Source organism: Thiomicrorhabdus sp. Milos-T2 (genome assembly GCF_000702325.1).
In the GTDB taxonomy this organism is placed as follows: domain Bacteria; phylum Pseudomonadota; class Gammaproteobacteria; order Thiomicrospirales; family Thiomicrospiraceae; genus Thiomicrorhabdus.
Map to the genome: position 1 here is coordinate 163,925 of NZ_KL370891.1, position 15,819 is coordinate 179,743.

The 15,819-nt window shown below is 38.7% G+C and carries 11 protein-coding genes; 4 read left to right on the forward strand and 7 right to left on the reverse strand.

The window, feature by feature from the left end; genetic code table 11:
* The 7 genes from BS34_RS0100700 to rep all read right to left on the reverse strand — a co-directional run bounded on the left by BS34_RS0100700 (nt 1) and on the right by rep (nt 11,836).
* Nucleotides 1–2,187 (reverse strand): type I secretion system permease/ATPase, encoded by a 2,187-nt coding sequence (locus BS34_RS0100700; protein ID WP_084151532.1) that lies wholly within the window; start codon nt 2,185–2,187, stop codon nt 1–3.
* Between the two features lie 412 nt (nt 2,188–2,599).
* Nucleotides 2,600–4,393, reverse strand: coding sequence for an ABC transporter substrate-binding protein (locus BS34_RS12430; protein WP_158660951.1), 1,794 nt, complete (start codon nt 4,391–4,393; stop codon nt 2,600–2,602).
* Between the two features lie 15 nt (nt 4,394–4,408).
* Complete coding sequence (locus tag BS34_RS0100710; RefSeq protein ID WP_029406644.1) at nt 4,409–6,352, reverse strand: bifunctional diguanylate cyclase/phosphodiesterase; 1,944 nt, start codon at nt 6,350–6,352, stop codon at nt 4,409–4,411.
* A 295-nt stretch (nt 6,353–6,647) separates the two neighbouring features.
* A complete protein-coding gene (locus BS34_RS0100715) occupies nt 6,648–7,325 on the reverse strand; it encodes a transglutaminase-like cysteine peptidase (RefSeq protein WP_051640603.1) in 678 nt (225 codons plus the stop codon).
* A gap of 122 nt (nt 7,326–7,447) precedes the next feature.
* Nucleotides 7,448–8,386, reverse strand: a complete 939-nt coding sequence (locus BS34_RS12060) for an OmpA family protein (protein ID WP_051640604.1) — start codon at nt 8,384–8,386, stop codon at nt 7,448–7,450.
* Between the two features lie 215 nt (nt 8,387–8,601).
* Nucleotides 8,602–9,792 carry an iron-containing alcohol dehydrogenase gene (locus BS34_RS0100725; protein ID WP_029406647.1) on the reverse strand — a complete coding sequence of 397 codons (1,191 nt, stop codon included), beginning with the start codon at nt 9,790–9,792 and terminating at the stop codon, nt 8,602–8,604.
* Nucleotides 9,793–9,802: 10 nt separating this feature from the next.
* A complete protein-coding gene (gene rep, locus BS34_RS0100730; protein ID WP_029406648.1) occupies nt 9,803–11,836 on the reverse strand; it encodes a DNA helicase Rep in 2,034 nt (677 codons plus the stop codon).
* Nucleotides 11,837–11,937: 101 nt separating this feature from the next.
* Between rep and BS34_RS0100735 the strand changes: the two genes are divergently transcribed.
* The 4 genes from BS34_RS0100735 (at nt 11,938) to truD (ending at nt 15,761) form a co-directional block, all read left to right on the forward strand.
* The gene (locus tag BS34_RS0100735; RefSeq protein ID WP_029406649.1) at nt 11,938–12,522 is read left to right on the forward strand and encodes a class I SAM-dependent methyltransferase; all 585 of its coding nucleotides are present in this window, start codon (nt 11,938–11,940) and stop codon (nt 12,520–12,522) included.
* Between the two features lie 87 nt (nt 12,523–12,609).
* Nucleotides 12,610–13,617 carry a Tim44 domain-containing protein gene (locus BS34_RS0100740; protein WP_051640605.1) on the forward strand — a complete coding sequence of 336 codons (1,008 nt, stop codon included), beginning with the start codon at nt 12,610–12,612 and terminating at the stop codon, nt 13,615–13,617.
* 140 nt (nt 13,618–13,757) lie between these two features.
* The gene (locus BS34_RS0100745) at nt 13,758–14,213 is read left to right on the forward strand and encodes a hypothetical protein (protein WP_029406651.1); all 456 of its coding nucleotides are present in this window, start codon (nt 13,758–13,760) and stop codon (nt 14,211–14,213) included.
* A gap of 294 nt (nt 14,214–14,507) precedes the next feature.
* Entirely contained in the window at nt 14,508–15,761 is a 1,254-nt protein-coding gene (gene truD, locus BS34_RS0100750) for a tRNA pseudouridine(13) synthase TruD (protein WP_038126215.1), read from the forward strand.
* Nucleotides 15,762–15,819 lie beyond the last annotated feature (58 nt).

Below are 15,819 nucleotides of genomic sequence, written 5' to 3' on the forward strand. Positions count from 1 at the left end.
TTAATTATTCTTATTGATTTTGCCAGTTTTAAGGGCTTCTAATACAGTTTGTTTTGCACCGTCAGCAATGAGTTTACCGTTTTCTAGAACCATGAGTCTCTCTGTTAACTGCAACAAACTCATTTTATGAGTCACGACCAATGTCGTGTTATTTAACGTTCCTTTTTGTAAACGATTTATCATTAATTGCTCGGTTTTTGCATCCATCGCATTGGTGGGTTCATCAAATAAATAGATTGGCGCATCCAATAATAAGGCTCTGGCTACCCCAATACTTTGTCTTTGACCGCCTGATAGAGAGCTTCCACCTTCATTAACCTTGAGGCTGTAACCGGAAGGGTGTTGTTTAATAAAGTCATCTACACCAGCAAGTTTAGCAGCGGTAAGAATTGTAGAGTCTTCAACATACGGCGCTCTATAAGAGATGTTGTCTCGAACATCTCCACTAAAAAGAGTCACATCTTGTGGTACATAGTTAATATTTCGTCTTACTTCTGCAGGGTCTAGCTGAGTAATATCAATACCGTCAATTAAAATTGAACCTTCATTGACTTGATAAAAACCGAGAATCAATTTTTCTATAGTTGATTTACCTGAGCCAATTCTACCGATAATCCCCACTTTTTCACCAGGTTCAATAACAAAGCTAACGCCATCAAGAGCGGGTTTACTTTCATCTGGATAGGTAAAGCTTACATTATTAAATTCAATTCGCCCCTCAAAGACAGGGTGCTGTATAAAACGTTTATGTAATGGACGCTCAACCGTTTTGGCCATTAATTCATTAAGAGACGTTAAAGCGGTTTTGGTTTGTTGGTAACTCGTAATTAGGTTGGCAAATTGTCCCATAGGACCAATGGCTCTTTGACTTAACATAACGGTAGCAATAAGCCCCCCCATGGTTAAGTCGCCTTCTTGAATAATATAGACACCGGCAAGAACTATAATGACCGTGCTTATTTGTTGCATAAAGCCGGTCATTCTTCCAAGCGAACTTTGTAACATTTTAGATTTTAAACTGGCCTTAGCAATCTCGCCAATGGCTTGTTCCCATCGCCATTGAGCTCGAGCTTCTACACCGAGTGATTTAATGGTTTCCATTGCGGTTAAGGTTTCAATTAAAACGGCATTTTTTTGGCTGCTGGCTTCATAGGTTGCTTCAATGGCTCTTCTAACGGGTCCTTTAAGTAAGAAGCTATAAAATAAAATAAATAAAATAATCGCAATAGGTACCAAAACAATGCTGCCGGCAATATAAAAAATCACCAGTAAGAATATTATGGTAAAAGGTAGGTCGACTATGGTTGCAACGGTTCCAGAAGTAAAGAAACTGCGAATACTATCAAACTCTTTAAGTTGGTTAGCGAGTACTCCAATAGAGCCTCCGCGGTTATCCATTGTCAAGCCTAAAGTTTGTTCAAACAGTTTGCCTGACATAATGACATCACTCTTTTTCCCTGCAATTTCCAAGAAGTAGGAGCGTAAATATTTCAAAATGATGTCAAACATATAAACAACACTTACCCCAATAGCCAGTACCCATAAAGATTCAACGGCATTATTGGGAACAATTCGGTCGTAAACGTTCATTACAAAAAGCGGGTTTGCCAGAACAAAAAGGTTAATAACAATAGAGGCTATAAGAACATCGCGATAAACTGATTTGGATGCCCATAATGTGCCCCAGAACCAGTGGCCTTCTTGAAAGCCCATTAAGTTTTCTGTTTTTTGTTCATTAAAGCTTTTGGTTGTTAAGTAAATTGCAAAGCCCAAATAATCTTCTTCTAATTTTTTTAACGAGACCTCTTTAGCGCCTTGAGGGGCATCCGGTAATATAATTTGAGCAGAATTGTTATCAAGGTCTATGGTTTCAAGTATGCAGGCCTGGTTGTTAGATAAGGTTAAGATACAAGGCAATACTAAATTAGAGATTTCTTCTAATTTACGTTCTTTAAATGAAGCTTCAATATTGGCTCTTTGAGCGGCGCGTTTGAAAATCTCTGGTGAAATGTGATTGGGGTCAATGGGCAGACCAGCGATTAAAGAATCTTTGGAGTAAGGATGGCGATTTAGTTTGGTATAAATAACCAGACAATCAAGCAACGGACTATTTAGTTCAGTGTGAGGTGATGATTCCTCCTGAACAGCTTGTTGATTGATTGTCGTGTCTTCTGTTAAATCTTGCATTTTAGCCTTAGTTTACAAAGTACTTGCTGAGTATTGAGAAATTAAGTTTCTCTGTTGTTATGAGTAGATGTAGATCATTAACCAATGTAAGCCAATAAATTCTTTAAATCATATTACCATAGCAAAAAAGCTTATTTAATGGCTTTAGCCATAAAACAGCCTAATATTATGCTATAAAATTACTCAATGCGAAGTGTTAATAAGGAAAAATAAGGTAAAAACCAGGTAATTTGTAATGTATTAGAGACCTTTGTACGAGATAGGTGCGAAAGAAAAATGAGGGAAAATTTGCCTGATTGCGGCGGAAAACGCAGGGAATAGCTAGCTATTCGCAAGTTTTTCAACAAAAATCAGGTGAATTTTAACCATTTTTACTCGTGCATATTCTCGTGCTAAGGTCTCTATTAGCCTTTTACGGTTCTTTTAATTGGCATTTAAGCGTTTCTAATGTCTGAGTTTTAGGATGCTTAGGAAAGGTTCTAATCATAAAATTTGCGGTATTTAATACATTTTTCCAGCGTGGGTTTTGTGGAATGGTGTTTATGGATAGATATTTATCTAAGGTTCGTGTCTTGGCCGTGCTGCCATCTAAGCTAACCCGCCAAAGATTACTTTCTGTGGCAAATTGAACTTTAGATTTTAATGTCTCTTCTTCCCAAATCGTTATGCTGAGCTGCATAATTTCTACTAGAAGTGCCAAAAAAGAATTCTGTTTTTCGGTTGGTTCAAGTTGTAACCTGGGTGAGTGGCTTTTTTGCATAGACAGTGCTTTAAGATCTCGAAGCTCAGAAGTGTCTAAAGCCATACAAATAATATAGTTATGTTTGTTTAAGTTAAAAGGCGCATTTGACCAATTACAACTAATTTCTGAACCAGATTTGGTGTAGTTTTTATTTTCTAAGTGAATGGTTTGCTGTTTGCTTATTACATTTAATAGGGTTTGGTTTACTTTGTCTGAGTGTGGTTTAACCACTAAAAAATCAAATATATTTTTGTTTTTGACTTCTTTAAATTCCCAGCCAAAGATTTTAGTGGCTTGTTTATTCCATTCAATAATTTCCAGCGAATCATTTAGCAGAATAATCGCCATAGGAGATTGATTAACCATCGTTCTTAACTGAACTTTTAAGCGATAAAAATATCTTGCCAGCAGCAGAGTTAAAATGATAAATCCTGTCGCTAAGAGGATGGTAATAAGCAGAGTGCTAAGTTTATGATTAAGCCGGTTTACGGTTTCTTGACTGTTATAAAGAAACTCATTCATTGGCTTGGCATGTTTTAGAAGCCCAAGTTCTTTATAAACAGAGGCTATATGTTGCCATCTTCTTTCTGACATATGGCCCGGTTCAATTAAATCAGTGCGCATTAAAGCCTGCATTGCATTGGCTTCAAAGCGTAATGCATCGGTGGTTTTCAATCCTGGATAGGTGGTTTGAATATAGTCTATGGCTTCTTCAGTGTGGTCCATGGCATATTTCCAACCTTTTATAGTTGCTTGACGAAATGCTTCCACTAAAGCTTGATTGTGTTGATAATAAGATTGCGTTGTAAAAAAGTTATCACCATAAAAATCAATGCCTCCCATTCTAGGGGATAAAATTCGGTAGGGAATATTTTTACTGGTAAGCTCAAAAGTTTCTGAGGTTGTGTAGACGGTCATGGCATCTACTTTTTTATCGATTAAGTTTTGAATATTAAATTCATGAGGAAGTATCTGTAAATTCTTTTCTGATAGATTTGATTGCTGCAAAAAAGCATAAATTTCAGAGGAGTTTTCCTCAATCATGACCTTTTTACCTTTAAGGTCAGCAATGGTGTCTATGTTGGAAGATTCGAGCGATACTAGCGCTAGTGGGGAGTGCTGAAAAATAACCCCAAGAACTTTAATGGGTTCTCCTTTGTCAAAGTGCAATAGGAGTTCGCTGGTTCCAACGCCAAATTCTGCTTTACCATTTAGTACTTGTTGAATAGGGTCTTCACCAGGCCTGGCAGGTTTAATCGTGATGTTTATTCCGGCATCTTTATAAAAGCCTTTTGCCTGAGCCATGTAGTAACCGGCAAATTGAAATTGATGAGACCATTTCAGTTGCAAGGTAATGTTGCTTTCATCCTGTAATGGATTTTTCCAGTTGTCGGCGGCAAATAAGCTAGTGGGTAAACAAAATAATATAAGGCTGTATATTAGTCCATATAGGGTTTTATTCATTAAGGCAGTCATATTTTAATCATCAAGGGTACTCGGTGCGCCATAGTAATAGCCTTGTGAATAATTAACCCCTTGTTCATTAAAGGCTTTTAACTGCTCTTCATTTTCTACGGCCATGGCAATGACTTCAATGTCTAAGCTATCGGCTAATTCACATAAGCTAGAAACATAGCTACGAGTTTGTTCATCGTTTTCAATGGCTTTGGTAAATGCAGAATCTAGTTTTATGTAGTCAGGTTTAAGGTCTTGTAAATATCTAACATTTCCTAATCTTGTACCAAAGTGATCTAAACCAATATTAATCCCAAATTGTTTTAATTCACTAATTAGAGACCACGTTTTAGCTTTTTGTTCCGTTACTAAGCGTTCAGGCAGCTCAAATGCCATTCGGTGAGCTAATTTTGCATTATTGGCCAGTGTTGCTAACAGCGTTTTGTGGAAATAATCATCATCTAAAATAGCTTTAGATAGGTTGATCGATAATAGTGGGGTTTCTGGGTGTGTTTTGAGATGCTCAATGGCTAAGTCAATAACCAATTGGTCGATTTCAGCCATTTTGTGAAACTGTTCAACGGCAGGCATAAAATAGGCGGCTGAACGAATTGTGCCATCGGTGTCTTTAAGTCGAAGGAAAATTTCTTGGTCGTGAACGCTTCGTTTAGCGTTATAAGCACTTTGTTGGAAAAGTAAAAAACGTTTTTCATCAATCGCATCATTAAGCGTTTGTTCCCAGCTGTCTGTTGAATCAGTCTGATCTTCATCGGTATTATAATAGTAGGCGGAATTACTTCCTAGTTCTTCTGCTTGTTCGATTGCAAAATCAAGATTTCCTAATAGAGGGCCACGACTTTGCCCCGGCTTGTAATCTGTATAGGCTAAAGAAATTGAGGTTGAGGCAGAGTCCGCTTTTAATGTCTGTAATATTTTTGGCATCGCCTGCGTAATGCATTCACTTGGTTCATTAATTTGTTGAGCTACCAGGCCTGGTAAAACCGCAATTAGCTCAGTTCCGTTTAAACGTGCGAACACACTTTTTTCATGGTGTAATTGCAATTTCATTTCATCGGCTAATGACTTCATAAGTTTATCACCCACTAGGTAACCAAACTGGTCATTGAGCGCTTTTAATTCATTAACGCGAATTAGGCAAATAATTCCAGGTGGTACATCTTCATTTGGGTCTAAGAGGCTATCCACAATCATTTCAAAATGTCGGCGATTACTTAGGCCTGTTACGCTATCTTGATAGGCCATTTTTTGCAGTTTTTCAGCGGTATTGGCATCTCTTTCAAATACCGCTTTTAGTTTAGTTACCATACCGTTCATTGCGGCAACTACTTGTTTAAATTCGGTTGTAGAAGGAATGTTTTCTTGAATTAAATACTCTTTTTTAACAATTGCTTCAGCTTGTTTTTCCATATCTTTTAATGGTTTTAATAAAACCTTGAGCGTATATATGGCAATAAGTATGGCGATTGCGGCGGCGAGACTAAACCAAATTAGTAAGTTGGTTGCGGCTTTCCAAAGTTCTATATAGGCATAACCCGCATGGCTTGAAACGCTTAAGGTTCCGATAGGAATCCATCCAGCTTGCACCAGGGCTTGAGCTTCTGGAGTTTTTAACTCAATAGCATTGATAAACCAGTCAGGAACGGCATCCATCGACTTTGAATTTTTACGCTCATATAGTGGAGCATTTTCCATATCAATTAAAGAGATTTGAGAGTAATAACCCCGGTCAAAAACCGCATTAATCATGGTTTCCATACTGGAAATATCTTCGGGGTCTTCAATGCTGCTTAAAGATAATCCAAGAGATGTTGCGGTATCTTGTGCATGAGATTGCAGCTGGTCTTGTAGAAAGTTTTTGGTGTTATTAAGATTTAAGGCAAAAGTACCTAGCAGTAAAATGATTACCATTGAGGTAATAAAAAGAATCATTTGTTTGTTTAAACTCATACCTAAGTCCTTTTAACACAGGGTGATGTTCTGTATTTTAGCTTAATAGATGACTGTGCACGAGGTTCACTCGAACAAAATGCTCTATTTATTTAAGCTATGTTTTGGTTATTAGAGACCTTTACACGAGATAGGTGCGAAAGAAAAATGAGGTAAAATTTGCCTGATTGCGGCGGAAAACGCAGGGAATAGCTAGCTATTCGCAAGGTTTTCAACAAAAATCAGTTGAATTTTTACCCTCAAGGGGCATCTAAAACCATTTTTACTCGTGCATACTCTCGTGCAAAGGTCTCTGTTAGTTGTTCAATCTTTTAAGTAGACTGTTCCAATTTTTTAGTTTTGACGTTCCGCCCGAGACCGATCTGCCTTTACCACGTTGTTTCGCTAACCATAATCCGTCACCATTAAAGCTGTAAATAGGGACTAAGTCTTTTCTTCGTGTCGCTTTTAATATTCTTTTATTGATATTGTCTAGAACGACAGGAATTGATTTAGGTGATTTAAAATAGGTTAAAACCATATGAGCTTGATTGTAACGAATTGCTTTAACGTAGGTGATATAGAGTTTACTTTCGGGGACGCCAAGAGCTTTTAGAGTAAAGTATTTGGCGATTGAGTAATCTTCACAATCTCCTCCATCGGTTGCTAACATTTCAAGCGGAGTTGCCCAGTAATCTTTTTTACGCCAATGAACAATATCGTCTATAAACCGAACACGGTTAAAAAAGTCGTTAACAATTTCAAGCTTATCCTCTTCGGATTCGTTTTGATTTTCATCAACTAATTCTTGCCACTGAACTAATCTGTCCGCCGCTCGGCCTCCATATTTGACTTTAGTCATCTCAATTTCAAGTTTAGTGACAACTTGTGGTGAACCATCCGCAACAACAAACACCGCGATTGAAGCGGTTAACAAAATCAGCAAAAAAGTTTGCCAGGTTTGCCATGTCTTTTTAATTAAAGGTAAGTTCATGATGACAGTTTATCTACTCAAAAAATAAAGGCAACCATCGGGTTGCCTTTGTTAAAGATTTGACTAAATAGTAAAAGAGAGTTCATTTCCTTGTCTAGGTGCAAAGGTCTCTAAAATTATTTCTAACGCACTAACATTTCTTTTGGAATGGTTGTTTTAGCATCGCTTGGCAACTCGCTTTTTAAAATAATTTTCATTTCAATGCGACGATTTTTCTGACGACCTTCAGCGGTTTTGTTATCGGCGATAGGTTCCATTTCACCTTTACCGTCAATGTAGATACGTTCAGGGTCAAATTGAAGTTGCTCTTGTATAAAAGCTTTAGCGCTATTTGCACGACGCCAAGATAAGCGCTCATTTACTGGTGCTTTTGCTTGCCAATCAGTATGACCCGTAATCAGTAATACTTGGTCATCTTTAAGTTCGCTTAGTACACCAATATCATTTTGTAAGATTTTAACTTGGTCATCACGAATATTATGTTGATATGAATCGAACACAATATTGCTTAACGCAAAGGTTTTAGGCTCACAGCCATGTGAATTAACCGTAGTGCCTTCAGGCGTATTTGGACATAAATCATCCGCATTGTTCACGCCATCTTTATCCGTATCACCAATAAGTTTACAACCCACTTCATCTACTTGTGTTCCTTCAGGCGTTCCAGGACATTGGTCTTTACTGTCGACTACGCCATCATTATCTTCATCGCCTTCACAACCAAAGCGATTAACTTTAACACCAGGAGGTGTTCCTGGGCATTGATCTAAACGGTTAAATACGCCATCTTGATCTGTATCCAACTCACACCCTCTAGAATCTACGTCTACATGCAAAATGGTATTAGGGCATTGATCGAGTTTATCTAAAACACCGTCTTGATCTAAGTCTTGATAGGCGTTTTCAACAATGCTCGCATCTTGGCTTGGAATACTTTTTAACGCCTCGGTTTCTTGGCCTGCAGGGTTATAGTCTAAAGGAATCGGTTTCGCATCCTCTGCTTGAGCATTGGTTAAAACGCTTGCTAAACAAAGGGCTAGTAAAGGGATTAAATGTTTCATTTTCTTTTCTCAATGTCTCTAAAAGGTGACGGGAAAGTTTTTTTATGCCTAATAATAACCTTTTTTTAAGACGTATTACTAGCTTTAGACTATCTTTAGCAGGTAAAAATAGGCAAAAATGACAGATTTAAGAGTAGGCTTGAATTTATAGTTGGCTAGCCGCTTAGTCTTAGGTTAGTTCTAATCAGTCTTTGCTTTGTGTTTGCTTAGTTTAACTAAAGGGCTTGGTGAATCGCTTCAATTAATTGGTCATCACTCAAAGTGACAACATTCCCCAGCATACTGCCGCTTCGGCAGTTTTTAATGACTGGGGTTATGTTGTCTTTAGTTAATCCAAATTCTGCAAGGCCTTGTGGAGTGTATTGATTGGCATATTGTTTTAATAATGTGACCAGGCCTGGTAGTAATTGATTGTGATCTTGTTGAGGATTAAGCATTTGGCTTACTTTTTGGTACTTTTCAAGCGTTACTTTTGCTTGAGGTGTGTCTAGTGTTTGTAAGCTTTTAATATTGGCTTGGGTAATGGGGGCTAACAGGCGTGCACAAACTATTCCATGTGGAGCGTCAAAAAATGCTCCAATTGGTCCGGCTAAACCATGTACCGCACCCAGTCCCGCATTGGCTAAAGTGGTGCCTGATAGTGAAGCCGCAAGCATTAAATGGCTGTATCCGTTTTGTTGGTCTATTGGGTTGGTGCTATTAATGTCTTTAAACGCCCCTTTAAAAAGGGTCATGCCTTGCCAAGCTAAAGCATCAGTCATTGGGTTAGGTTTTAAGGTGGTGTAAGACTCAAGTAACTGAGTAAAAGCATCCATTCCGGTTGAGTACAGGACTTCTTTAGGGCAAGAGGCTAGTAGTTCTGGATCTAACCAGGCCTGCTTGGCTAGGAGTTTGTTATCTCTAAAAGACTTTTTAAATTCGCCAATTCTAGATAAAACCGCATTTTTGGTGGTTTCACTGCCCGTTCCTGCCGTAGTGGGTATGGCAATAAAAGGACAGGTTTTCACGTGAAACGGCTTACCTTTTCCAACGCCTTCTAAATAGTCCATAACCGACGTTTGGCTTGGAATTAATCCGGCAATGGCTTTAGCTGCATCTAAAACACTTCCGCCACCTAAGCCAATGACCATGCCGCTGTCTGCCTCACAGTCGGTCACGATATTATCAACTACCTCTGGAGAGGGCTCGCCGGAGACAATAAAGTGTTTAACGTTACAAAATGCGGAGAGTGATTGATAAAGAACATCCCCAAACTCTCCTGGATGAGCTAAGGTTTTACCAGTAATTAAGACGATGGAGTTGGGAGGGGTTTGTTGCAGGCTTTCAATTAGTTTATGGCGAATCCCTAAGCCAAAATGAATATGTGGCATTGGGGCAAATTCAAAAGGGTTAATCACTGTGTTCATTGAAAACTCGCTAATTCTTTTTTAGAAATGATTTTAGATTCGCAATATGGGCATTTCCGGTTTCTAATTGCTCTTCTTTAGAAACGACCACACCAGGTTTGCCTTCCCATTGTAATGATTCTGGAGGAAGTTCTTCTAAGAAACGACTCGGTTCACACGCCATATCTTCACCATATTTACGACGTTTAGTCGCATAGGTCATGGTTAAAGAACGTTGTGCACGCGTAATTCCTACATAGGCTAATCGGCGCTCTTCTTCCAGGCCTGGTGATTCTAAATTTTGTTTGTGCGGTAACAGCTCCTCTTCCATACCAATTAAAAACACATGAGGAAACTCAAGTCCTTTAGAGGCATGCAGTGTCATTAGGCTAACCATATCGTGCTCTTTTTCTGACTCGTTGCGTTCCATCATATCCATTAAGGCCATATGAGTCACAATTGTTTCTAGGCGCTTTTCTTCACCGTCTTCTTGTAGGGCTTTATTGACAATGCGTTCAATCCATAAAATTAGATCACGTACATTATTAATTCTACGTTCGGCACTTTTAGGATTGCTTGCGTTTTCGTGTATCCAGTTATCATACTCAATTTTTTCAACTAGCTGGCGAACAAAAGAGGGCACTTCTTCACCTTGCGCGCCATCGGCTTCCTGAATCCAGCTTAATAGTTGTTCACCAAAGTGCTGCACACGTTTTAGAGCCTTGTCTGACAATATGGTGGTCAATCCAAATTCTTGGGTAGCGTCAAATAAACTAATGCCACGCCCTGTTGCGTAAGTGGCTAATTTCTCAAGAGTAGAGGCACCAATTTCGCGGCGCGGTGTATTTACAATTCTTAAAAATGCGGCATCGTCATCAGGGTTAACAATGATGCGTAAATAACTCATGATATCTTTGATTTCTGCATGGTCAAAAAATGATTTACCCCCAGATATTACATAAGAGATATTCTGTTCACGTAAAGCGCGCTCCATCAAACGTGCCTGGTGATTACCACGATAGAGAATGGCATAATCACGGTTTTTGGTTTTGTATTTAAACTTATGCACAATAATTTCAGAAACCACACGCTCAACTTCCTGGTTTTCATTGGCGCAAGCAATGACTCGTAACGGATCACCTGCTCCCATTTCACTCCATAAGCTTTTTTCAAATACGTGAGGGTTATTTGCAATTAATTGGTTAGCTGATTTTAATATTCGATTGGTTGAACGATAATTTTGCTCAAGCTTTATCAGTTCTAATGCCGGAAAATCTTCTTTAAGCATTGCCAAGTTTTCTGGCTGTGCACCACGCCAAGCGTAAATGGATTGGTCATCATCACCTACCACAGTAAAACGCGCTTGCACGCCCACTAACTGTTTAACTAAAGCATACTGTGAAGCATTAGTATCTTGATACTCATCCACCAATAAATAACGAACTTTATTTTGCCATTTCTGCAAGATTTCAGGGTTTTCATTAAACAGCTTAACGGGTAAACCAATTAAGTCATCAAAGTCCACCGCATTGTAGGCTTTAAGCTGTTTTTGATACGCTTGATACAGTATGGCACGAGCCTGTTGTTGAGCATCTTCAGCTTGGTTAATCGCCTCCTCGGGTGAAACGTGCGCGTTTTTCCAGCCTGAAATATCCCATTGCACCCCGTCCAAAACCTCTGGGTCAATAGTTTGTTTAAGCATAAGCTCTTTTAAGATTTGCCCACTATCAGCTGCATCCATAATTGAAAAGTTAGACTTATAGCCCAAGGCTTTGTACTCTCGGCGAATAATATTTAAGCCTAAATTGTGAAAAGTGGAAACATTTAAACCGCTAGTATTTTCATCTTTAAGCAGTTTTGTTACACGCTCCTTCATCTCTTTAGCCGATTTATTGGTAAAGGTAACCGCATAAATATGGTGTGATTTAACGTCACATTGACGAATTAAGTAAGCGATTTTCTCGGTAATAACACGAGTTTTACCCGAGCCTGCTCCAGCAAGAACCAGTGCAGGGGTATCAATGTGCTTTACAGCTTGGCGTTGTCTTTCATTTAAACTGTGCATGAGGTAATGGACTACTTACGGTTTTTAAATTCAGTGTTTGAGAAAAGGTACAATATGATAATTCAAAACGCACTAGATTTAGAACATTATTAGGAAATACCGTGGCAACCATTGAAGAATTAAAACAAGATTTACATATACAAGCGAATTTGGCCGGTAAAGAATTAACCTTTGCGACAACCTGGGGAATTTTTAGCCCGCGCGAAATAGATTCAGGAACAGACCTTTTTTTAAAGTACCTTGACATTAAAGAAGATGAAATCGCTTTAGATATTGGTTGTGGTTATGGGCCAATTGGTTTAGCCATTGCGGCGAATGCACCTAAAGGACAAGTGCATATGGTGGATAAAGATTTTGTAGCGGTTGATTATGCCAATACTAATGCCGGTATTAACCGTTTACCAAATGCCAAAGCGTATCTATCTAACGGCTTAAGTGCGGTGCCTAAAGATATTCAATTTACCACGGTGGTCTCTAATATTCCTGCTAAAGTGGGTAAAGAGATGCTAAGTATTCTATTAAATGATGTACACGACCAACTTGCACCAGGTGGGCAATTTGTAGTGGTCACCATTAACGGTCTAAGACAATATATGAAACGGAATTTTATGGAAGTTTTTGGTAATTACGAGAAAGTGAAGCAAGGAAAAGATTACACTATTTCTCGTTGTGTAAAACAATCTTAGAGACTTTTATAATACCTGTTCAATTACAACTAAATTAAAAACTGTAAACATAAAAATAAACCAAAAATAAACGCTAGGAGTTTATAAATGAAATCCTTAATTAAATTTAAGTCTGTTTCGGTAATTATGCTGAGTCTGTTCTTTACCCTTATGTCGGTAACGCAAGTTGCTGAGGCTAAACGCTTTGGAATGGGTAAAAGTTTTGGTTACAACAAACAAGTCGCGCCAAAGCAATATAACAACGCACCCAAAGCGGCTCCTAAATCTGCGCCATCTAAAACGGGTGCGGCTGGGCGTCCAGCTTCTGGTGCATCAAAGTGGTTGGGGCCTTTAGCGGGTTTAGCTGCGGGCGGTTTGTTGGCGGCAATGCTATTTGGTGACGGCTTTGAAGGCCTGCAATTTTTTGACATTTTACTCTTTGCTCTGATTGCCTTTGTATTATTTAAGTTGTTTGCACGAAAGGCACAAAGCCATTCGCAACAAGCGTATCAAAGTGGCTATACCGAAAATACTGACCAACAAACTTCTGACCAACAAACGGCTAATCAATATAGAACAAATCAAGATTCATTAAATCATCAGCAAAATGCATTTCGTCAGGCCAATGACAACTCTGCAATGGAGAGTGCGTCATCTAATACAGGTTCAATTCTTGGCGCTGATTTAGAAGATGGCATTGGGCAGGGCACCAGTCACAATGCCCAGTTTTTAAATGAAATTCCTGCATGGTTTGATGAGCAAGGGTTTGTTGAGGGCGCTAAATCTCATTTTGTTACTCTGCAAAAGGCTTGGGATAATGTTGATTTAAGTGAGATTGAATCTTACTGCACAGCAGAATTATTTAGTGAATTACAAAAAGAATTAAGAGGGGTACAAGCCGGAGATAACCAAACGGTTGTTGATACCTTAGATGCTGAAATTGCTACGATGGCGGTTGATGGTGAGTTCTTTGTTGTTAGTGTCCGTTTTACCGGCTTTATTCAAGAAGATGCGGTTAAAGGGGCTCACGCTTTTAATGAAATTTGGCATATTCGTCGTTTAGCGAGTGACGAAGGTAATTGGCAAGTTGCAGGTATTCAACAGGTAAACGCCTAAATAAGTGCTTTGCCTCCAAGTGTATAAAACGGGCAAGGTGCAAAATATCTCAATCTGTTATGATTTATTTGAAGTTTGTGCTTTTGTACCGATTTGTGCAAAAGTCTCTAAATATTAAAACGTTTAAAGGTGAGGTGGTTATGCAAAATTCATGGTTTAAATTTCCAATCTTAGGGGCAATATTAATTAGTTTGCTCACCTTAGTTGGTTGCAGTAAAGATCCGGTTAAAATTACCTCGGCTAAAGTCGTCAGTGGTTTGGATAAAGGGTCGGGCAACTTTGATAGAGTGTTGCAAATCTGTTTTGATAAGCCTTTAACTTCAAACTACTATCATAAAATTGCCATTATCACCAAAGAGAACGTAAAAATTACCGGGTTTGGAACTTTACGCCCGCTGGCTTCTGATCCAGACAACAAATGCCATTTACGTAATGTTTATTTGTACATTCATAAAGATTCGCCGGTGGATGCTCGTCAATTGATTAAAGATTATGTCTTACCCGGCAATATCAAACAGGTTCTAGTACAAATTTACAATGAAAAGCCTGAAGGTAAAGAGTTACCGATTGCGGAAAAGATTTTTACCGGTTTGTGATTGCTGGTTTGTAATTGCCAGTTTGTGAATGATTATCCAGTATTGTAAAAATTAACCACGAAGACACAGAGGCACGAAGATAAAAAATAAATAAAAGCGCTTAGAAAATCATAGCTTAACGATCTTAAGTTATGCCTATAAGCTGGTATTAAATATTAAAAATCTTCGTGCTTTCGTGTCTTCGTGGTTAAAGATTTATTTAATCAATCATAAAATACATATACCCATTTAAAATTGTTAAAAACTAAACTACCAGGCCTGGTTAATACCAGGCTTTTTTATTTTGAGATTTTTATGTTACCACCCTCTATTGCCGAAACCTTACCCAATTTTTCTTGCTTTGCTTATGTGAATGGACAGCCTTCATTTCAGGGGTTACTTAAATCTATTCCACAAGATTTTAAGGTCACAGAACAGATTGATTATGAATTTAGCGGTGAAGGTGAACATCTTTGGTGTTGGGTAGAAAAAATTGGGCAAAACACGGATTGGGTAGCCGGTATGTTAGCAAGTTGGGCTGGTACGGCTAAAGCCAATGTTGGATTTGCAGGGCAAAAAGACCGCCAGGCCGTGACCCAGCAGTGGTTTAGTATTCAATTACCCGGCAAACCTAACCCGAATCCAGAAGATTTAAAGGTTGATGGTGTAAAAATTTTAAAAATGGTACGCCATAACCGTAAGTTACAACGTGGTGGCTTGGCAGGAAATACCTTTGAATTATTGATTAGAGATATTAAGCCTTTAACCTCCCCAACTGAAACTGGATTTGATAATGTTGAAAACAGTAAGCAACAATTAGAAAAACGTTTACAGAAAGTATTAGAGCAGGGCGTTCCTAATTATTTTGGCGAGCAACGTTTTGGTAATAATGCCAATAATTTAAGAGAGGGTGAAAAGTTACTGGCAAGTGACTCTCGCCATGCATCTAAAAAGCGTGGTAAAAATTACCGGGGGCGAAGCCGAGGTAACCATAACCAACAAAGTTTATATATTTCGGCACTGCGTTCTTGGATGTTTAACGATTTATTAAGCCAAAGAGTACAACAGCAAAACTGGAATAAAGTACTACCTGGGGATATTCTGCAACTAACAGGTTCAGACAAATGGTTTGCAGCTGACGGAACCGAAGTTTTAGCTGATTTACAGCAACGAGTGACTGAGGGCTATTTAAGTCCAACAGGTGGGCTTTTTGGTGATGGAGAGCTGCCAACAAAAGCGGATGCTTTGGCATTAGAAAGTCAAATTGTGCAGAGTTACCAGGCCTGGTGTGATGCCTTAGCTAACAATAGAGTAAAGCAAGATAGGCGTTCTTTAGTTCTAGGTGTACCTGATCTTGAATGGGCGTTTGAGTTAATAGAACCATCTCAATCGGTGTTAACGGATGAAAGTTTACTCAATGAAATTCAATCCCCTGAAATGCAATCCCCTGGAATGCAATCCCCTGGAATGCAACCCAACATGACGACGCTTAATTTAAGGCTTAAATTTACTTTGCCAGCCGGGAGTTTTGCAACAATGGTATTGCGAGAGATTCTAGTGGCAGTTTGATGGTTTTTAGTGATTGATAAATAAAAAAACACCGCCAAGGTATAAAGCCTGAGCGGTG

Coding starts and splice junctions, on each gene's coding strand:
- BS34_RS0100700 (WP_084151532.1), bottom strand. CDS start 2,187: ATGCAAGATTTAACAGAAGACACGACAATCAATCAACAAGCTGTTCAG.
- BS34_RS12430 (WP_158660951.1), bottom strand. CDS start 4,393: ATGAATAAAACCCTATATGGACTAATATACAGCCTTATATTATTTTGT.
- BS34_RS0100710 (WP_029406644.1), bottom strand. CDS start 6,352: ATGAGTTTAAACAAACAAATGATTCTTTTTATTACCTCAATGGTAATC.
- BS34_RS0100715 (WP_051640603.1), bottom strand. CDS start 7,325: ATGAACTTACCTTTAATTAAAAAGACATGGCAAACCTGGCAAACTTTT.
- BS34_RS12060 (WP_051640604.1), bottom strand. CDS start 8,386: ATGAAACATTTAATCCCTTTACTAGCCCTTTGTTTAGCAAGCGTTTTA.
- BS34_RS0100725 (WP_029406647.1), bottom strand. CDS start 9,792: ATGAACACAGTGATTAACCCTTTTGAATTTGCCCCAATGCCACATATT.
- rep (WP_029406648.1), bottom strand. CDS start 11,836: ATGCACAGTTTAAATGAAAGACAACGCCAAGCTGTAAAGCACATTGAT.
- BS34_RS0100740 (WP_051640605.1), top strand. CDS start 12,610: ATGAAATCCTTAATTAAATTTAAGTCTGTTTCGGTAATTATGCTGAGT.
- BS34_RS0100745 (WP_029406651.1), top strand. CDS start 13,758: ATGCAAAATTCATGGTTTAAATTTCCAATCTTAGGGGCAATATTAATT.
- truD (WP_038126215.1), top strand. CDS start 14,508: ATGTTACCACCCTCTATTGCCGAAACCTTACCCAATTTTTCTTGCTTT.